The organism is Polynucleobacter paneuropaeus, assembly GCF_003261235.1.
GTDB lineage: Bacteria > Pseudomonadota > Gammaproteobacteria > Burkholderiales > Burkholderiaceae > Polynucleobacter > Polynucleobacter paneuropaeus.
In genome coordinates this window covers 657,641-676,944 of record NZ_CP030085.1, presented here as the reverse complement: position 1 = coordinate 676,944, position 19,304 = coordinate 657,641, and the positions used below count along the sequence as shown (strand labels likewise).

Genomic DNA, 19,304 nt, shown 5'->3' with positions numbered 1-19,304 from the left:
TGCTATTTGTCGAGTCTTAATTTACCGCCACTGCAAGAATAGTTCAGCTCTCGCACAATCGCAGCGCTAATAATTTGATTGCTGGGATCAATGGCTTTAACATTAATCACTAGCTTGTTGGGCAAATTGAGGTAAGTTCCAACAATCACTTGACTGGCGCCAACCTTCGTATTACCAGCCTGACCAATCTTGCGAGTCAAAGACACAATGCCGGTATCGCTGATACGAATATCTTTACCAAACTCTACTTGCACTACCTTCTTCCCGGGGATACGCGCAAGATAACTCCGCATCATCTCGCTCATGACTAGGACATTAGGCTCTGTTTTGAGCGTGTTGACATTGACAAAATCAGCCACGAGTAACACACCGTACTCGTCTGGACCATTAGGATCAAATTTAGGTAATGAGGTATTGAGCTCAGTTGCCATGCCCGAAACCAAGACAGTTAAATCCGTTGCTTGCAGCTTATCTTCAAATGTAAGGCACTGAGCATCGCTACGACTAGTGGTACCACAAGCGGTAAGACCCAAAAGTACACAGAGAAAAACAATACCTATAGATAGATAAGAAAAGTTGTGGGATTGGCGAATAGACATATCGATTCAGAATATCAATAAAAGTCGTATTCTACTAGTGGGTACTAGTACGATTAATTAGCGAGGTTTAAAATTGGCATAGCTGGTGGTCTTGGAGGACCATTCAACAAATGCGAGATCAAACGATCTTGCGGCAACTTAACTTGCGCTGTGGATACTACAGCGCCACTGATGACCTGAATCATTCTGACATTCAGAATAAGTCCCTCAGCGGTATTCACATAAGTGCCAGTAATAATGCTACCGGTTTGTACCGGTGGCTTCAGTTGCTTGACATCCCTACTCAGAGAAAACTCACCGCTAGATTCAATCAGAATATTTTTTCTGAAGGTAACGTCTGTGACAGACCAATTTCTTAACTGCATTTCATGCATCAAGTTTTGCGCCAAGAGCCGGCCTAGCTGAGAAGTCTCATTCAAAGTACTGAGATCAACAAAATCTGTGACTACCAATGCACGGCTTCTCATTTCCGGGGAAAGATTACGCTCTAACTGCTCAGCGATAAACATCGAGGCTGTATTCAGGGCACCAGAAGATGAGGTACTTGGAATGAGGGAAATGGCCTCATAACGAAATGGATAAGGTGAAACAGTCCTCTCTTGACTTGCTTGTGTCTGGGCGTGTGCACTCAAGGAAAATACTGCAGAAAAAAAAGCGCATGTGCTTGCAAGGCGAATCGAGAATACGAAAGGATTTAAATGCAATTTCATTGGGGTACCGCTCTTGAACTCACTGCCTCAGTTGGCATTACCTTACTGAGCTTCGTATCACCCTCAGGAAGTCGAACGCGATAACTCACTGGAAAATCACTAGACATACCAGGTTGAATAATCATCACTGAGTAGTAAGGTTGAGCATTGCAATTTTCACAGTTGACTGCATAGGGCGAGCTCGCAGAAGTACAGCCTGAACAAATCAGAAGACTCGCAATCAATAATGAAAGATAATTTAAACGCAACATATCCCTAGCCCGTAAACCCTTAACTGCCTCACTTGAATAATTCAATACCCACAAACGTTTTAATGCAGCCCGCTTGAATGGATTCTTATGCTTTCTTTATCCCTTTACGGCTCAAAATTGCAATTGATGAGGATTTACTCAAATGATTTTTAAAAACTGAAGTTTTGATGGCAAAGTATTTTGGTTTTAGTAAGGCTCCGCCTGCTCTTATTGCCCTTCTCGTTCAGGGTATTGCTTTTATTTTGGCTGCCACCCTGTGCTGGCTTTTAATACAACTGGGCTTTCATTTCTATAAATGGCTTCCCAGCCTGGCATGCTTATTTGTAGCGCAAGGTATATTTGCCTATTTTTTAAGCGCTCAATTTAAAATGGCGCACTGGTGGCGCTATATTCAACTTTTTTTCCCACTAGCTATTTGGGCGGCATTGGAACTACACATTCCCACCAGCTACTTTTTAGCGGGTTTCATCTTTACTGGAGCCCTCTTTTGGTCAGTTTTTATCACTCAAGTGCCTTTTTACCCCTCCAAACCCGAGGTTTGGACTGCAGTTTCTGAACTTTTACCGGGCAAAAAGCTCAGAATTCTGGAAATTGGCAGCGGTCTAGGCAATTTTGCACTCCGCATAGCCCAATTACGACCAGAATCTCGGGTTGAGGGCATTGAGATAGCGCCTTTGCCCTGGCTTATAAGTCTTATACAAGCCAAATTCTTTACTTCTAGGGTTCGCTTTCGTCTAGGCAACTATGAAAAAGTGAATTTTTCCGACTATGACCTGATTTTTGCCTACCTTTCTCCTGCAGCAATGCCCGAACTCTGGGACAAGGCCCTTTTGGAGATGAATAGCGAAAGCCTCTTAATTAGCCATGAATTTCCCGTCCCTGGCATTGATGAATCACAGAAAATGGGCTTTAGCTCAGACCAGCGCCAATGCTTCGTCTACCAAATGGGTCAATATCGCCCCACGTAACGGAAAGACAGGCACCATAATCTTGCTTTATTCAGGCAATTAAATGTCGTAATTACAGGTATTCTTCTGATATTCAGGCAAAAAGGGGCTTCTTGTGTTTGTCATCATTGGTTACGTAGTCGTTATTTTCTCAGTCTTCGGCGGATTTATGATGGCCGGCGGCCATCTTGCAGCACTACTTCAACCAATCGAGCTATTAATGATTGGCGGCGCAGCATTTGGCGCCTTTCTGGTTGGCAATGATCTCAAAACAATTAAAGCAACGGTTGCAGCCTTGCCAACTGTGCTGGCTCCATCGAGCTACAGCAAAGCCCTCTATTTAGATTTGCTGGCAATGATGTTTGAGTTTTTGACCAAGATTCGTAAAGACGGCATGATGGCCATCGAAAAAGACGTTGAAAATCCAGAGAACAGCGCCATCTTCACCAAATACCCAAAGATTATGAAAGACCATCATTTGATGGACTTTTTATGCGATTACTTACGCATGATGCTCTCAGGCAATATGGAGCCATTTCAAATTGAAAACCTCATGGATGTGGATATTGAGACACATCACAATGAAGGTCATGCGGTATGTCATGCAGTTGCAAAAATGGCTGATGGTATGCCAGCCTTTGGTATTGTGGCCGCTGTGATGGGAGTGGTCCACACGATGTCCTCAGTTGGCCAAGTTTCAAACAATGAGTTGGGAGTCATGATTGCACATGCGCTAGTAGGAACCTTCTTGGGTATTTTGCTTTGCTACGGATTCGTTGGCCCATTGGCAACTATCCTAGAACAAAAGCTGAATGAATCTTCTAAGATGCTACAGACCGCTAAGATCATTTTGCTAGCCAGCTTAAACGGTTATGCGCCAACGATTGCAGTAGAGTTTGGACGTAAGGTATTAAATTCTACTGAGCGTCCTGAGTTTCTGGAACTCGAAGAATATATTAAAGGCGCCAGGACGCGTTAATCCATGGCTACTAAAGAAGAAAAGCCTCTCATTGTTGTAAAACGCATTAAAAAAGTGGCTGGTGGGGCACACGGAGGTGCATGGAAGATTGCTTATGCAGACTTCGTAACCGCCATGATGGCCTTCTTCCTTTTGATGTGGCTTCTAGCGTCCGTCTCCAAGGAGGACTTAAAGGGTATTTCTGAATACTTCAAGATGCCGATTGAAAAAATCGTATCTACCGGACCTAGCACTACTGGTTCAAGCGGTATTTTCGTTGGTGGCGGTAAAGATCTGACGCGTAAAGACGGTGAAGTTTCTAAAGCAGATGACAACAGCGATAAATCTCCACAAAAGATGCTGGATGAGGAGGGCCTCAAGCAACTGAAAACCAAAGTGGAATCTGTTATTCAAGATAACCCACAACTGCAAAGCTTGAAAAAACAAATTCTCATTGATATTACTGATGACGGTTTACGCATTCAGATTGTGGATAACCTGAAAAGACCCATGTTTGCCTTATCCGATGATGAACTCCAGCCTTATGCGCGGGAGATTATGAAAACAATTGGCAAGTCACTCAATGGTGTTGAGAACAAACTTACTTTGTCTGGTCACACCGATGCATTGCCCTTCCCTAATAAAGAAAAGTCTTATAGCAACTGGGAACTGTCTGCCGACAGAGCGAATGCTGCCAGGCGAGAATTGGTTAATGGCGGTATGGACGAAACTAAATTACTCCAAGTGATTGGTCTTTCTTCTGCAGTTTTATATGACAAGACAGATCCACTAAACCCCATTAATCGCCGCATCTCCATTATTGTGATGAACAAAAAAGCGCAAGAGCGCATAGAGAAAAATATGTCCATTGAAGCTGGTAATGCTGAAGGGGTACAAAAAGGTATACAAGCTTCAGGCCCTAAAAGCGCCCCAACTTCAGCTCCTGAGGCAAAGCCAACCACTAGGGTAGACGCCAAGCCAGATGTGAAGCCAGCGGCTAAGACAGAAGTTAAACCCTGAGGCTTAGCCACTTCAATTGAGTTATGTACCCTTCCGTTTATTTGTAATAATGTAAATCATGATCAAACTCAATACCGGACTTTCGAAACTTCCTTACTTGCCAGTCAAGGTTAGCCTGCTCGGCATGTTATTGACCGCGCTTGTTATGGCAGGCTTGCTCCTAATCAATACCCAAAGCTGGACTCCAGAATTCAAGATAACTTTAAAGTCGTCAAACTCCTCATCATCAACAAACACTGCATCTGAATTGCCAAAAGCCGATACGCCTGCACCCGTTGATTTAAATAAGCTCAAAGAGCTGATTGCACAAAATCGTATCTTCTTAAATACCGCATACGCAGAGAAAAAATCCCCCGATCCCGTCTCAGAGGAAGTGCGTAATCTAGCGGAACGCGTCACTCAAGATCTTGCACAGATGAATGCTATGTGGCAGTCCTTCTTAGCGCAGCCTTTAAGCGCTGAAGAAAAAACGGTAGCAAGCCAATTTACAAGCGATTTTGACAAGCTGGTTAACCAATCTATCAAACCTGCCGTTGACCTTTTGCAAGTCAATTATTTATCGCAAGCCAGCGCATTACTCGCTCGCACTCAAGGCTTGCAAACGCAAGTGATGACAGATCTAGATGCTCTTATCAAGGCACAAGCGAGCGCAAAACTAATTGCCTTACAAAAGAAAAGTGTTACTGAAGTGAATCCTGCAGCCCCTTCGGTTCCCGTAACTTCTGTAAGTGAGCCAGCCAATCGGCCAAACGAAGCTTCCTTAGATACTCCCTCAGCAAAATCAAGCGCCCCCTCTTCCAACAACAGCTTGCCAACTGACAAGCTGATGATTATTGCTGTCGGCATGCTAATCATGCTGAGCCTGGCTGCTCAAATCTCTCGAACTCTCAAACATAGTTTAGGCGCTAGTCCTGAAGAATTAACGAAGGCTGCAGGCTATATCGCTAGCGGCCAATTAGATTACCGCATTGCATTGAGTGCAGGTGATCATAGCAGTGCAATGGCGGCCATTAAAGCGATTCAGGGTGAGTGGAAACAGTTCATACTGGATACCAGCATTTTGAACGCCGCCCTGCAAGACGGCAAACTCTTAGGCCGCCGAGATGCAGATCAGCATCGCGGTGCTTTTTATGAATTCGCTCAAGAACTCAACACTACTATTGATCTGGCAATGCAAAAAGGTCAAGTATCTGAATCTGCGCAGCGCACTATTGAGCAAGCACTCCAAAAAGCTTTAGCGCAAGCTCAAACCATTCCAGCAGCGTTGCAAAACCATGATCTAAGTAAACGGCTATCCGTTGATAGCGAACTGGAAGAAGTCAATTTACTCAACAAGACCATGAATCAACTGCTAGATAAAATGGAAGAGTTCAGTAGTATTGCCCAAGTTCAAGGGGTAGAAATTCAGAAGCTAGCTAAGGAATTAACGCTTTACCATGCAAGCCTGATCAAAGGCGCACAAGAGCAGGCTCAAGTCTTGCAAACCTCAAACCTGAAGATGCAAGGTTTGGGTGAAAGCACTAAACAAAATGCTGAAAACGCTAAGCAAGTTCGGCTCATGGCAGTATCCAGTACTGAAATGGCTAACGCCCTAAGTACCGAAATAGCGCAAGCAGGCGTTCCTCCCGAGAAAATAGATAGTATTAATAAGTTCGTTGAGCGTATTGCTAGCTCCACGCAATATGTTGCTGATATGAGCGCCAACATTACGACCGCCTCTTTAGATCAGAGCCTGAACCTCTACGAGGTGAATGGCGCCGTATCCCAGGTCGAAAAAATTGCCCAGAAAAATGTCGAAACCATGAAAGATACGGCTCTCAGCGGGGAAATGCTCTTGCAACATGCCAATGCTTTAGCCGAGACTTTTGGTCATTTGACAGTTTCAGCGCCTCAAAATACCCCCGTCAAGACTGCTTCACTTGATGCGCCAAAGAGTCCAGAACTTGAAAATCCCGCAGCAAATCCTGCTGAAAAAGACCCTGACTGGAAGCTGTTTTAGGCCCCATCTAAGGTCGTCGCTATACCCAACAGTCACTCTAAATCGGATGTTTTTGGCCTTCCATTGCCAATAAACTTGGTTTTAGAAGCTTGAATTAAGGGGGGTTCACCCCCCTTTTCCAGCAATTCATTTAAGCCCCGCTCGCTGAAAATCATTTATCAGCAATTTAATCCTATTTAAGGTGTAGCGGTGGCAGAAGAAAGCGATTTAGAAAAATCAGAACAGGCCTCGTCGACGCGACTAGAAAAAGCGTACGAAGAGGGTGACGTTCCTCGCTCCAAGGAATTGGCGACTTGCGTCTTGCTGTTTACTGCCGGCATGTCAGTCTGGGGGTTGGGTTATCACCTCAACTCCGCATTAAAAGACCTGCTGAGTAGTGGTCTGACTTTTGATAGCAAATTGGCATTCAATCCAGAAGCCGGTCTTAGCCGCTTATCTGATCAGGTTATCGACTTATTAATCGCCTTTGCTCCGCTTGGCTTTGCATTAATGATTGCCGCCCTTGCAGCGCCAGTATTGGTTGGCGGCTGGAACTTTAGCACTCAATTACTCACACCCAATTTAGAAAGACTTGATCCCATCAAAGGCATGGGCAATCTCTTTTCTAAAAACTCCCTAGTGGAGCTCGTTAAATCCATTGCTAAAGCAACCCTGATAGGTGTAGTAGCTTACTTTGTAATTTCTGCAGATTTTCCTCAGCTGATTACGCTCTCGCTGATTCCAGTTGAAGTAGGCCTTGCAAAGACCGGCTTATTTCTTGTCAAAGCATTCATTTTTATTGTGGGTGCTTTAGTAGTCATTGCATTAGTTGATGTCCCCTATCAACTCTATCGCTATGCTGAAAAACACAAGATGAGCCGCCAAGAATTAAAACAAGAATCCAAAGAAGGTAACGGTAACCCTGAAATCAAGGCCAAGATTCGCCAACAACAAAGAGAGATGTCACGTCGCCGCATGATGTCCAATGTACAAAAGGCAGATGTCATTATCACCAACCCTACGCACTACTCTGTTGCCATTCAATATAAAGAAGGTGATATGCGAGCACCGATGCTCCTAGCTAAAGGAACAGATACCTTGGCACTACGCATTCGAGAAATTGCTAAAGAGCATGAAATTTTGATATTGGAATCACCCAAACTTGCGCGTGCAATTTATGCCAATACTGAACTTGATGCAGAAATTCCAGAATCCCTATACCTTGCTGTTGCTGAGATTTTGGCCTTTGTGTTCCAGGTGAAGAACTTCAATGGTCGCAGCGGCGCTTACCCAACTCAACCACACAATATTGTTGTGCCAGATGAATTAGATCCGCTATCTAACCCTAAGCAACTTGAGCTTGCATCATGAACTTCTCACAATTTTTAGAATCTCTCAAAAACCTTAATAGCAAGACGATTGCGGGTCCTATCATCATCGTGATGTTACTAGCCATGATGATTTTGCCGATTCCAGCAATTGGCTTGGACCTTTTATTTACATTCAATATTGCACTCTCCATCTTAGTATTAATGATCGGACTGCAAACCGCTAAGCCGTTGGATTTTTTAGCCTTTCCGACAGTGCTTTTGGTCACCACGATGTTACGTTTGAGCTTAAACGTAGCTTCAACCCGCTTAGTGTTGACTGAAGGTCATACAGGCCCTGCTGCCGCTGGTAAGGTCATCGAAGCTTTCGGACACTTCCTGATTGGCGGTAACTACGCTGTTGGTATTGTAGTTTTTATCATCTTGACCATCATTAACTTTACAGTTGTAACTAAAGGTGCTGGGCGTATTGCTGAAGTAGGTGCTCGTTTTACCTTAGATGCGATGCCCGGTAAGCAGATGGCAATTGATGCTGATCTCAATGCAGGTTTAATCGGTCAAGATGAAGCGCGTAGCCGCCGTGCAGATATTGGTCAAGAAGCTGAATTTTATGGTGCCATGGATGGTGCTTCGAAATATGTTCGTGGCGATGCGATTGCCGGCATTCTGGTAATCGTCATCAATATTCTGGGCGGCCTGATTGTTGGTATGCTCCAGCATGATTTAAGCTTTAGTGAAGCAGTTAAAAATTACACCTTACTAGCTATTGGTGATGGCTTAGTAGCCCAAATTCCATCGCTCATCATTTCAGTTGCGGCCGGTATTGTGGTGTCACGCGTTGCGAATAATCAAGATATTGGCACACAGTTAACCAAGCAACTCTTTACCAATCCGAAGATTCTTAATATCACGGCCATTATTATTGGTGGCATGGGCCTCATTCCCGGTATGCCGAATTTGGCCTTCCTGTTACTTGCAGCCACCCTTGCTGGCATTGCCTATTCATTAAAGAATCAAACTAAAAAATTACTGGATTCAGAAACAAATGCAAGCCAAGAAGTGGCTCAAGAGTCTATTGATGCCACTTGGGACGATGTCATGCCAGTCGATGCATTGGGTCTTGAGGTAGGCTTTCGTCTCGTTCCCTTGGTTGATTCACGTCACGGTGGTGATCTCATTAAACGCATTAAGGCACTACGTAAAAAGTTTGCACAAGATGTGGGTTTTTTAACTCCACCTGTGCATATTTGCGACAACCTGGATCTTAAGCCCTCTGCCTATGTCATTAAGCTTAAGGGCGTAGAGGTTGCTAAAGGAGAATCCCACTACGGTCAATTTTTAGCTATTAATCCTGGTAATGTGACTGGTGAACTACCAGGCCCAGTCACTTCTGATCCTGCATTTGATTTACCTGCTACCTGGATTGACAACACACTACGCGAAGACGCCCAAAGCAAAGGCTATACCGTAGTCGATGCAAGTACAGTAATTGCCACCCACCTCAACCATGTGATTGGTATGCATGCCTCAGAATTGCTGGGACATCAGGAGGTTCAGCAATTAGTCACTCTACTTGCTAAAGAGTCGCCAAAATTGGTTGAAGACCTGATTCCCAAATTACTGACGATTTCAGTAGTACAAAAAGTACTGCAAAATCTTTTGATTGAAGGTGTCACGATCCGCGATATGCGCACCATCATGGAAACGCTCATTGAATATGCTCCCCATACACAAGATCCTGCCGATCTGACTGCAAAAGTCAGAATCAAATTGGGTCGCGCAATTACGCAACAGCTCTTCCCTCATAGCAATGAGATGTCGGTGATTTCATTAGAAAACAATCTTGAGCGTTTATTGATGCAAGCAGTGACTGGCTCTGGCGATAACAGCTCAATTGAGCCTGGCATTGCTAAAACCCTTGCCAACGAAGCGAATGAAGCAGCTAAAGCACAAGAGAGAAACGGACATTCCCCAGTATTGCTCGTTGCTTCACCCTTACGCGCGACCTTAGCCAAATTTTTGAAGAGAGTTACGCCTAATCTACGCGTGCTCTCTCATGAAGAATTACCCGATTCCAAAACTATCCGTGTTGCCAACTTAATTGGAGGTTCAGTATGACCATGAAAAAATTTCTAGCCAAAACGACTCGTCAGGCTTTGATGCAAGTCAAAGCAGAGCTTGGTGAAGACGCTACCATTATTTCTAATCGCTCGATTAACGGCTGGACAGAAATTTTGGCGCGCAGTGAATCCAGCGTTCTTCCTGGCTCAAACCTGCTGGGCAGCGTGTCTACTGCTAAGGAACAAGCGGAAAAAGCCTTGCAAGCCAAAAAGGTACAGGCTACTGTCGATTTACTCAATGGTAGATCTAGTTCTAAGGTAGCTGCCCCTGTTGTCGAGTTGACTACTACTAATGTAGAGGTGATAGCGCCTAAAGAGCAGCCCGTTGAGATCATCAATCATCCTCAGATTCAGGGGATGCTTAAAGAAATGCGCGAAATGCGCAATCAGTTCCAGGCACAACTGGAGACTCTCTCTAATAGCACCCTTGAGTTCAGCCCTAATAAACGGGATTTGATGAGTCAATTTTTATCTGCTGGCTTTAATCTAGATCTGGCTAAACGCGTGATTAGCAAACTCCCTTCCGATTTTTCTTCCAAAGAAGCCAAGCCTTGGGCAATGAATTTACTGGCTAAGAATATGCAGGCCCTAGAAAATGAAGCGGAAATCATGAACCAACATGGTATTTATGCTTTGCTTGGGCCTACTGGTGTCGGCAAAACTACGACGATTGCCAAAATTGCCTCACGCTTTGTCCTTAAACATGGCAATCAAGACATTGCCTTGGTAAGCACTGATACTTATCGTATTGGCGGTCATGAGCAATTGCGTATTTATGGCAAGATTTTGGGTGTTGAAGTGTTTGCCGCAAAAGATGCTCAAGAATTGCAACAGACCCTTGAGAAATTACAAGACAAGAAGCTCGTCCTCATCGATATGGCTGGTTTAAGCCAAAAAGACAAGATGGTTAGTAGTCAGCTTGATATGCTGTGCGAGGCATCACGTGATATCAAAAAAATCATTTGCCTAAATGCTAGTGGCACCTTGGATACGCTCAATAATGTGAGCAAGGCGTTTGCTGGCAGAGGTTTGGATGGCTGCATCATCACTAAAGTAGATGAAGCAATTGGTTTGGGCGGCGTTATTAATGTGATTCTGCAAAATAAACTGAAAGTCCTGTATCTCACCAATGGTCAACGCGTTCCAGAAGACATTGCTCTAGTCGATAAAATCGCTTTGATTGAAGAGGCTTTCAAACAAGAAGACTCTAGTGATCACCTCTCGATTGTCAGACCAGAAGACTTGCCTGCTTTTTTCAGCAAATCTACAGCGATAACACAAGGGCATGTTCAATATGCTTAATCCACGCGATCAAGCAGAAGGTCTCAGACGGATTTTGATGCCAACCAAGGCTTGCCCAATTAAAGCCTTAAGTACAAAACTAGCCCAAGGCAAAGGTCAGCTTCTACAAGACCTAACTATGGATATCGGTGGACGGAATATTCACTTTATCGATATGAGCCTAGACCGGGCTCAGGAGCTCCCCTTGGCACTCTTAAATCAACACGAAATCGTACTCAAATTGGCGCAAAGCTCTGAATCTATAAAGCGGGCTTTTGGAATCATTAAATTACTGGCCAAAAGTCCTGAAAACCGGGTATTTGGCATCATCGTCAGCGCCCAAAATCCTGAGACTGCGAAGACCGTCTTTCGCAACCTTAAGCATGCCAGCCGGGCTTTTTCACAGATTCAACTAGAGATCATGGGTTTTAGTACACTTAGCAACAGTTGGGTAAGCCCAGTCGTCATGGACTCATCCCCTGTAGTGACACGCATGATTACTAGAGACCCTATTTTTACTACCCAATTTGGTATAGCCCCTACTCAATAAGATCATGTACAAGGCCGACGGAAAAACAGACCAGAAAGAAACGCTGGTCCACCAATACGCCGACCTGGTCAAAAAAATGGCTTATCAAATCAAGGCCAAGTTACCAGCTAGTGTTGAGGCAGATGATTTGATCCAAGCAGGCATGATGGGTTTGCTAGATGCCGCTGGTAAGTACCAAGATAATCAAGGTGCCCAGTTCAAGACCTATGCGACCCAGCGCATTCATGGGGCGATCATGGATGAACTGCGTAACGCGGACTGGTTGCCTCGCAATGTTCGCAAACAAATGCGCGATGTTGAAAAAGCGATTGCTAGCTTGCAACAAACCCTTGGCAGAGCTCCTTCAGAAATCGAAGTTGCCAAAAAGCTCAACCTCGATATTGCCGATTACTTTCAGATGTTGACTGACTGTAGTGGCCATCAACTCATTTATTTTGAAGATGTCCATAAGAGCGAAGAAGAAGATCATTTCTTGGATCGCTTTATTCAGAATAATAAAAGTGATGTCATTAATGGCTTACTGTCCAAAGACTTTAAAGAAGCCCTTAAACAGTCGATTGACGCCTTGCCAGAACGAGAAAAAATGTTGATGGGCTTGTATTACGAACAAGAACTCAACTTAAAAGAAATTGGCGCTGTGATGAGCGTCACCGAATCTCGTGTTTCCCAAATGCATAGCCAAGCAGTCGCTCGGATACGCGCAACCTTAAAAGAGAAATTATGGACTGGGCCAGCCTAGGCGGTATTGCACTTGCACTAATCGGAATTTTGATTGGTCAATCGATTGATGGCGGCAGAATAGGCTCACTCCTGCAGCCCTCAGCCTTTTTCATTGTGACCTTTGGTACATTTGGCGCAGTCTTACTGCAGAGTCGCCCCGTGAACTTTCGCAGTGGCATTGCCAAACTCAAATATGTCTTTGTTGAACCTGTTGATCAACGTACGGCTTTGGCTATGGAGATTTCACACTGGAGCATGGTGGTCAGAAAAGAAGGTGTCTTAAAGCTCGAGAACTTTATGGTTGAGACTCCCGATCCTTTTGTTAAGAAGATCCTACGTTTAGCGATTGATGGTGCGCCACCGCAAACCATTAAAGAAATCGGTGCTAATGATATTTACCAATATGAACTTCATGAGCGTAATGCCATCAAGATTTGGGACTCTGCTGGTGGTTATGCGCCCACGATTGGTATTTTGGCAGCAGTGATGGGCTTAATCCATGTAATGGAAAACCTCTCTGACCCGACCTTACTGGGTAGCGGTATTGCCATTGCCTTCGTAGCGACGATTTATGGTGTGGGTTTGGCCAATCTGGTTTTCATTCCGATTGCTAACAAGCTCAAAACGCTTTTACAACTTGAAGTTTCCAAATACGAGATGCTCGTTGAATCTTTAGCATCGATTGCTTATGGCGAACATACCAAAGTGATAGAGGACCGTTTGTCTGGATACCTCCTTTAAAAACCCACCCCTTAAGCGACGTAAGCGCCCAGAAGATCACGAACACCATGATCGCTGGTTGGTGTCCTATGCCGACTTCATTACCCTACTCTTTGCGTTTTTTGTCGTGATGTATGCCAGCTCCAGCATTAATGAAAAAAAGTATGACGCCTTATCTAATTCTCTAATATCCGCCTTTGCACCATTGCAAGCCACCGAAGGGGATAACAAGCTAGATACCAAAATTAAGCCTAACGGTGATATTGCAGGGGCTCAAACTGACGCAAGCCCAATCCTCATAGACCCCTTGGGTCTGATCAGGCTCAAACGTGACATGGCTTTTATCAAGCGTGAGAAGATGAATCGGGTTGAGAAAGACCTGACTAAGGCCTTAAAACCACTGATAGAGGACGGCAAAATCGGGGTAATGCAAACCTCTAAAGGGGTGCGTATTGACATCATTGATAGCTATTTATTTAGCCCCGGCTCAGCCAGTGTCACTAGCCCTGCTGCGCTCAATACGCTGGCACAAATTGCCCCTATTTTGGCTAAAAGTGATCAAGCAATTGATATTGAAGGTCACACCGATAACCAACCCATCAATACCAAAGCCTTTAACTCCAACTGGGAACTCTCTGCTATCAGGGCAACAACTGTTCTGAATATCTTGAATCAAAAAGGCATTAGCGAATCACGTTTAAGTGCAACCGGTTTTGGTTCATCCAGACCTATAGATTCAAATGACACTGCGGTAGGGAAAGCAAAAAATAGAAGGGTTTCTATTTTGCTATTGAACGATTCTGTCCAACAACCCGGTTCCGATATTGCACCAGCTAAGTTAGTGCAACCAGCGGTGCAGCCCCAGAATCAGCCTATGGAAACGAAGAGTCAATAAAGTTGATTTGAGTGCCGTCTGTAACCAACTAAACACACTGACGCTATAATCTCACCCTATGTCATTCCTTGATCTACTCGGCCCCCTCCTCTTTATTATCTTTATCATTATGGTGATCGGGATTGCTGCTTTCGTGGTCAAGTTGAGTGATGCGATTGATAAGCAAGAAAAAGTCATTAAAACTTTATTTAGAATCATTGAAGAAAATCAGGCAGAAGCCCGTAATGCAATTGATGCTTTTGAATCGACCCGCGAAAAAGTGGTCAGTGTTAGCACTCGCGTAGAAAGCGTCGAGTTTGAATTAAAGGGTATGCGGGACAAAATGAAAGAAATGGCGATTAAAAAATAAAACTGAGCTATAAGTTCTTCGCCTTTCTAATTGATCGGCGACTAGCTTAATCAAGAGAAAATTGCTCACTTCAAAAATTGATCTCCGCCAGTCATCATGTATTTACTCGCTGATAGCAAAGCGCTTGATTGTTGTTTTACAGCGCCCCTCAATCAATGAAGTAATTTGACCAAGAATTGGGTGATCCAAGTCATTGGCTTTGAATTGAGTGTGAAGACTCTGCGCAAGTCCTGGCAATACATCAGCGATCTCAAGTACTCTCCTCTTTAATTGAGGTGCACCTAACTGGGCAGATTCGGCCATCTGTACCCAATGGCGTGCATGCAATTCATCGAAGCGGTATTTGCTGCCAATCTTCATGGCCATACTATCGGTAAGACCTGGATAGACCGCTGTTGATAACACGTCATAGAGTGGCGCTAATTGAATTCCATTTCGACCATATAGTAATGAAAAGTTCTTTGCGTGGGCATCGTTGTTACCAACCAAGCAATTAAAGATGATGTAGTCCAGTAGCCTCAAAAGATTAGGGGCACTCGGTGTGGTGACCTTACGTACCAATGCAAATCCATCGACAATAGATGGCCCACCCTCATTTTGGTATTTAAACTCTGGACCCACACTCAATGCCTGACAAAAATCTTCTTGGTGCAATCTTGTTAATAGTCCATTGCTGTCACAAAAACGGTCATATCGTTCTACCAACAAATACGTTTTACCTTTTGTGCAGCCAATCTGAGCGGTAGCTGCACTTAGCTTTAGCTCCTTAGCCAAGGCAAGGCAAAAGGCTTCGTTATAAACACTTCCATCCACATCCGATATCTCTGGCTTAAGTATGTACGAGCTGGGAATATTATTTTTTGGTAGGCCAATTTCAAAATAATTACCTCGAGCAACCTCACTCTGCACCTCTCTAACAACTACCGGTAACTTCTCTTGGGCTCCTGCAAGAGAAAGTCTTAATCCGGACTCTCCAGCAAGCAATGGTCGCTTCGGCAGCTTCTCTAGGACTCCAAGTAATTGATCTTCCTTAAGCCACTCTATCGATTCACTTGCATACGCTTCTAGAGGAGGTATTTGACCAGGCTCCAATAAAATCAATGCACCTGCACACTCACCCCCAATACCATCCAATAATGCAAAATCATTTTTACTGGATACTTTTAAGATGCTGGCTACTGCATCACGCTTGTCACCCTCTGGCAATAAGCCAGCAAAAAAAGGTTTTGTAATCTTGTCGCCAAATGATTCGGGAATTAAAGGCAAAGAGTGCGAAAGAGGCTTAGCATTTTTTGATTCTAGCCATTGAGGTAAATATCGAAAAGACAGATAACCCTCGTCTTGAGTTAGCACACCAACGCACTCACCAAAAAACCAGACGTTTAGTTCTCGAACCATTTAGCGCGCACCCTCTTGCTTGTTTACAATAAATGGGTCCATGCCCTCTACGCTTAATACACCACCCAAGGCTTGCAACACCCTGAGAATATTTTCCAATCTCAGCGTGGGTTTACCCGCCTCCAGTTCAACGATGAACCTTACCCCCACGTTAGCGGCGAGCGCCAATTGTGGTTGAGTCAATTTCAAACGCCTACGAGTTTCACGGATCAGACTACCTAAATCTGTTGAATTTTGAATGGATGTGCTCATAAATATTTCCTGTTCGGGAAATTTTAATCAAATATGCCTATTTTTTCAACATAATTTCCTGATCGGGAAATTTATAGATTATTTGCTCAAATTATAGGCATATATTCCCGATCGGGAAATATTACTGTATATCACCACTAACTAATAGTGAATAACCCACCAATTTAATAATGGCTATCAAGATGCAGTTCGTTGAGAGTCTAGCCCTCAATCTTGCGTCTCATGAAGAGGTCATTTCCAGTCTCATCCTGAATAACTGCAATGAGCCTGTTCACATCACCAAAATTTGATAGGCAATAAGTAGCCGTCAATCTCTCTGCTGAGAGCTTGTTTTGATGAATCCGTAGTGATTTTTTCTTTGACCAAATGAATCAACATATCAATCACGAGTGCTCTCACCTCATCTGGGTGCCAAACATTCATACGATCTGTGAATGAGGACAAAAAATTCTTGCCATTTAGACCGCGTAATCCAGGGTGTAAATTTTCTGAGACTTCAATAGTCGTTGCCAGAGATTGCATGGCATTACGGTTACCAGAAAACTGGGTGTTAAAGGTTCTGCATAATCTTTCAATGAGCTCGGATTCGGTTAAGGCAGCCATACAGGGTCCAGTTTTAATAGTTTTGAATACAATACATCTCAATAGTCATGGCATTATGACATCCTCTAAAATGAAGCGGTATCCTAGGACGTTATAGCCCAAATCCCTTGAAAACCAATACCTCCAAAATCAGAGTAGCCGACAAAAGAGCTGCCCGACTGCTGTGTCAGGCTTTTAATGACGGCATGCGCAGTGGGGCTGAATATAAAGTCGCTTTAGTGAGGATGATAGATGGTCAAAAGAGTCAAATTCCAGAACTAAGATCCCTTGACTCTAAAAGCGTCCTAGCCGCCTCGAATCTGCAAGTGAACGTCATGTTTCCTCATGAATTTCGTAAAAATGCCATTCAAATGATTGTTTTTCTATTATTCAAGCACATCAACCCCAATCTTAGTGGTGCCGATCGCTTCGTAATGGAAGCATTTATAGACGAACAATTAGTACCCCTCAAAGAGTGGGTGCAATAAACCTAGCGGGTTAATTTACCCGAACCCACTAAGAGGGATTGCTCACCCGCTTAATCACACTAGCCAACTTCTTGGCGTAATCCGGATCCGTTGCATACCCCGCTTTTGCCATTGCGTCAGCATAGCTATTGATGTTACCGAGGTTGTTGAGAACGTTCTGGTAGCGTGGATTACTAGAAATCAAGTTTGCAAAATCTTTAAATGAGTCTGCATAAGAATCGTAGGCTCTGAATTTTTCGACTCTTTGTTGCTTTTCACCATTTATATATTCAGTAGTGACTGCAGAAACAGTTTTACCAGTCCAACTGCCGCCTGCCTTAATGCCAAATAAATTATTACTCTGGGTGCCATCAGCCCCTTTAATTTCTTTTTTACCCCAACCTGTTTCTAAAGCAGCTTGACCCAGCATAAAGTGTGCCGGTAGTCCAGAAGCATTACTAGCCTGCTGTGCATAGCTAGCCATTTTGTTCGTAAAAGAACTAACCGCTTCTTTTAGAGTGCTACCCACAGAAGAGGCCATTGCCTCACCTGCATCTTCTAGCGAAGTAAAGAGTTTGGAGACCTTATCCATGAAAGACGGGCTCGCTTTAGCACTAGACATAGATGCCATTGAGGTATAGGCAGCCACTTTTGAACTAGTATTGGGATCAAAGCGATTCAGACCTAAAGCTTTGGAGGTAATAGGCTCATCCCCTGGCTTCAGTGAATCCGTTGGAATGCCCGCAGACTTACTCAATTGCTTCACCAATACATCAGCCAAGCCAATACCTTTGCCCGATGAGAGTTTTTGGCTCAACTGCTGATCAAACATCGAAGTGTAGAGTTTGTTTTGCTCAGTATTAAAAGGGCCGTCCTGTGGACTGGCTTCACGCATACTTTTGAGCATCATATTGATAAAGATCGCCTCAAATTGCTTAGCAACGCCTTTGATAGCCTCAGGAGAGTTCTCTTTGGCAGATTTTTTTAGGCTAGATAAACTATTGGTATCTAATGCCAGCTGGTTACTGGCATCAGACGCCGAAATAGAGTTGCTAGGCAATGCCATTGCGTTCTTATCTTTATGACTTAAATGATTTCAAGTTCAGCACGTAGCGAACCAGCTGCTTTGATGGCCTGCAAAATAGCTACCAAGTCTTGCGGTGTGGCACCAACCGCATTGAGTCCGCGAACCACATCAGATAATGATGCACCACCAGCCAACTGAATCACATTACCAGGGTCTTGGTTCAGACTAACTTGGGATACCTTAGCCTCAACAGTAGTACCCGTATTGGAAAATGCGCTTGGCTGACTAATCACCGGCGTTGTGCTGATAACAACAGTCAAGTTACCGTGCGCTACAGCGCAGTTCTCTAGCTCAACTGTTTGATTGAGCACAATCGAACCAGTACGCGCATTAAGAATGACCTTAGCCTCACCCTTTGCCGGAATCACATCAATACTCTCTAGGGCGGCTAAGAATTGCACGCGGTTGCCGTTTTCTACGGTATTCGGGTCAATCTGAATCACTCTAGAGTCTTGAGCAAATGCAATCGGTTTACCGAAACGCTTATTAATTGCAGAGGTAACGATACTGGCGGTTGAAAAATCAGAATGCCTTAGCTCAAGGCTCACCATTTCCATACCCAACAAATTATTAGGAATGGTTCTTTCAACCGTTGCTCCCGCAGAAATACGACCAGCATTGAGCTGGTTAATGGTTGCTGAGCTACCGTTAGCGGATGCGCTGGCGCCACCAATCACGACGTTACCCTGGGACATGGCATAAACCTGTCCATCAGCACCTTTTAAGGGTGTTAATAAGAGTGTGCCGCCACGCAGTGTTTTTGCGTTACCCATAGCGGAGACGGTGACATCTAAGTTTTGACCAATTTGCGCAAATGGTGGCAAGTTGGCAGTCACGATTACTGCAGCTACGTTTTTTAACTGAATTTGTGAATAAGTACCCGGAGGCAGAGTAACCCCTAAGGACTGCAACATGTTCAAGGTACTCTGGAGGGTGAATGGAGTTTGCGTAGTTTGGTCACCAGTTCCATCTAAACCCACTACCAAGCCATAACCAATTAATTGGTTACTACGAACGCCTTGGATATTTGCTAAATCTTTAATACGTTCTGCATGTGCAGTAGGAGCAATCACCATACTTGCCAAAAATCCA

21 protein-coding genes are annotated in these 19,304 nt (G+C 44.2%); 13 read left to right on the top strand and 8 right to left on the bottom strand.

Annotation, left to right across the window (positions count from 1 at the left end; all coding sequences use genetic code 11):
- Positions 1 to 2: 2 nt before the first annotated feature.
- From Pas1_RS03670 to Pas1_RS03660, 3 genes are read right to left on the bottom strand one after another with little or no spacing between them, the layout of a single operon-like run.
- Positions 3 to 599 (bottom strand): FlgO family outer membrane protein, encoded by a 597-nt coding sequence (locus Pas1_RS03670; protein WP_112294541.1) that lies wholly within the window; start codon positions 597 to 599, stop codon positions 3 to 5.
- A gap of 53 nt (positions 600 to 652) precedes the next feature.
- Complete coding sequence (locus Pas1_RS03665) at positions 653 to 1,309, bottom strand: FlgO family outer membrane protein (RefSeq protein ID WP_112294540.1); 657 nt, start codon at positions 1,307 to 1,309, stop codon at positions 653 to 655.
- On the bottom strand, positions 1,306 to 1,560 hold the full coding sequence (locus tag Pas1_RS03660) for a hypothetical protein (protein ID WP_112294539.1): 255 nt from the start codon (positions 1,558 to 1,560) through the stop codon (positions 1,306 to 1,308). Before Pas1_RS03660 ends, Pas1_RS03665 begins: the two co-directional genes overlap by 4 nt.
- 167 nt (positions 1,561 to 1,727) lie before the next feature.
- Here Pas1_RS03660 and Pas1_RS03655 point away from each other — a divergent pair, with 167 nt between their 5' ends.
- The 12 genes from Pas1_RS03655 (at position 1,728) to Pas1_RS03600 (ending at position 14,426) form a co-directional block, all read left to right on the top strand.
- The gene (locus Pas1_RS03655) at positions 1,728 to 2,528 is read left to right on the top strand and encodes an SAM-dependent methyltransferase (RefSeq protein WP_112294538.1); all 801 of its coding nucleotides are present in this window, start codon (positions 1,728 to 1,730) and stop codon (positions 2,526 to 2,528) included.
- Positions 2,529 to 2,622: 94 nt separating this feature from the next.
- Complete coding sequence (gene motA, locus Pas1_RS03650) at positions 2,623 to 3,486, top strand: flagellar motor stator protein MotA (RefSeq protein ID WP_112294537.1); 864 nt, start codon at positions 2,623 to 2,625, stop codon at positions 3,484 to 3,486.
- A gap of 3 nt (positions 3,487 to 3,489) precedes the next feature.
- Entirely contained in the window at positions 3,490 to 4,485 is a 996-nt protein-coding gene (motB, locus tag Pas1_RS03645) for a flagellar motor protein MotB (protein ID WP_112294536.1), read from the top strand.
- A 58-nt stretch (positions 4,486 to 4,543) separates the two neighbouring features.
- Entirely contained in the window at positions 4,544 to 6,484 is a 1,941-nt protein-coding gene (locus Pas1_RS03640) for a Tar ligand binding domain-containing protein (RefSeq protein WP_136625601.1), read from the top strand.
- Between the two features lie 189 nt (positions 6,485 to 6,673).
- On the top strand, positions 6,674 to 7,834 hold the full coding sequence (flhB, locus tag Pas1_RS03635; protein ID WP_112294534.1) for a flagellar biosynthesis protein FlhB: 1,161 nt from the start codon (positions 6,674 to 6,676) through the stop codon (positions 7,832 to 7,834).
- On the top strand, positions 7,831 to 9,909 hold the full coding sequence (flhA, locus tag Pas1_RS03630; protein ID WP_112294533.1) for a flagellar biosynthesis protein FlhA: 2,079 nt from the start codon (positions 7,831 to 7,833) through the stop codon (positions 9,907 to 9,909). Before flhB ends, flhA begins: the two co-directional genes overlap by 4 nt.
- Positions 9,906 to 11,213, top strand: coding sequence for a flagellar biosynthesis protein FlhF (gene flhF / locus Pas1_RS03625; protein ID WP_112294532.1), 1,308 nt, complete (start codon positions 9,906 to 9,908; stop codon positions 11,211 to 11,213). The genes flhA and flhF overlap by 4 nt, the downstream gene beginning before the upstream one ends.
- The gene (locus tag Pas1_RS03620; RefSeq protein ID WP_136625600.1) at positions 11,197 to 11,742 is read left to right on the top strand and encodes a MinD/ParA family protein; all 546 of its coding nucleotides are present in this window, start codon (positions 11,197 to 11,199) and stop codon (positions 11,740 to 11,742) included. Before flhF ends, Pas1_RS03620 begins: the two co-directional genes overlap by 17 nt.
- A gap of 4 nt (positions 11,743 to 11,746) precedes the next feature.
- Positions 11,747 to 12,481, top strand: a complete 735-nt coding sequence (locus Pas1_RS03615; RefSeq protein ID WP_112294530.1) for an RNA polymerase sigma factor FliA — start codon at positions 11,747 to 11,749, stop codon at positions 12,479 to 12,481.
- Positions 12,463 to 13,203: a flagellar motor protein gene (locus tag Pas1_RS03610; protein WP_096672496.1), complete on the top strand. Its 741-nt coding sequence runs from the start codon at positions 12,463 to 12,465 to the stop codon at positions 13,201 to 13,203. Before Pas1_RS03615 ends, Pas1_RS03610 begins: the two co-directional genes overlap by 19 nt.
- Positions 13,187 to 14,077 (top strand): flagellar motor protein MotB, encoded by an 891-nt coding sequence (locus tag Pas1_RS03605; protein ID WP_112294529.1) that lies wholly within the window; start codon positions 13,187 to 13,189, stop codon positions 14,075 to 14,077. The genes Pas1_RS03610 and Pas1_RS03605 overlap by 17 nt, the downstream gene beginning before the upstream one ends.
- A gap of 58 nt (positions 14,078 to 14,135) precedes the next feature.
- Entirely contained in the window at positions 14,136 to 14,426 is a 291-nt protein-coding gene (locus Pas1_RS03600) for a hypothetical protein (RefSeq protein ID WP_112294528.1), read from the top strand.
- 102 nt (positions 14,427 to 14,528) lie between these two features.
- Here Pas1_RS03600 and Pas1_RS03595 read toward each other — a convergent pair whose 3' ends face one another.
- The 3 genes from Pas1_RS03595 to Pas1_RS03585 form a co-directional block, all read right to left on the bottom strand.
- The gene (locus tag Pas1_RS03595; RefSeq protein ID WP_112294527.1) at positions 14,529 to 15,824 is read right to left on the bottom strand and encodes a type II toxin-antitoxin system HipA family toxin; all 1,296 of its coding nucleotides are present in this window, start codon (positions 15,822 to 15,824) and stop codon (positions 14,529 to 14,531) included.
- Positions 15,825 to 16,076: a helix-turn-helix transcriptional regulator gene (locus Pas1_RS03590; protein WP_088526006.1), complete on the bottom strand. Its 252-nt coding sequence runs from the start codon at positions 16,074 to 16,076 to the stop codon at positions 15,825 to 15,827.
- A 276-nt stretch (positions 16,077 to 16,352) separates the two neighbouring features.
- Positions 16,353 to 16,679 (bottom strand): hypothetical protein, encoded by a 327-nt coding sequence (locus Pas1_RS03585; RefSeq protein ID WP_112294526.1) that lies wholly within the window; start codon positions 16,677 to 16,679, stop codon positions 16,353 to 16,355.
- Between the two features lie 107 nt (positions 16,680 to 16,786).
- Here Pas1_RS03585 and Pas1_RS03580 point away from each other — a divergent pair, with 107 nt between their 5' ends.
- Entirely contained in the window at positions 16,787 to 17,146 is a 360-nt protein-coding gene (locus tag Pas1_RS03580; RefSeq protein WP_112294525.1) for a hypothetical protein, read from the top strand.
- A gap of 28 nt (positions 17,147 to 17,174) precedes the next feature.
- On the opposite strand, the gene flgJ is transcribed toward Pas1_RS03580, so the two are convergent.
- Positions 17,175 to 18,191 carry a flagellar assembly peptidoglycan hydrolase FlgJ gene (gene flgJ / locus Pas1_RS03575; RefSeq protein WP_192874763.1) on the bottom strand — a complete coding sequence of 339 codons (1,017 nt, stop codon included), beginning with the start codon at positions 18,189 to 18,191 and terminating at the stop codon, positions 17,175 to 17,177.
- 20 nt (positions 18,192 to 18,211) lie between these two features.
- Positions 18,212 to 19,288 carry a flagellar basal body P-ring protein FlgI gene (locus Pas1_RS03570; RefSeq protein ID WP_255537591.1) on the bottom strand — a complete coding sequence of 359 codons (1,077 nt, stop codon included), beginning with the start codon at positions 19,286 to 19,288 and terminating at the stop codon, positions 18,212 to 18,214.
- Between the last annotated feature and the right edge of the window lie 16 nt (positions 19,289 to 19,304).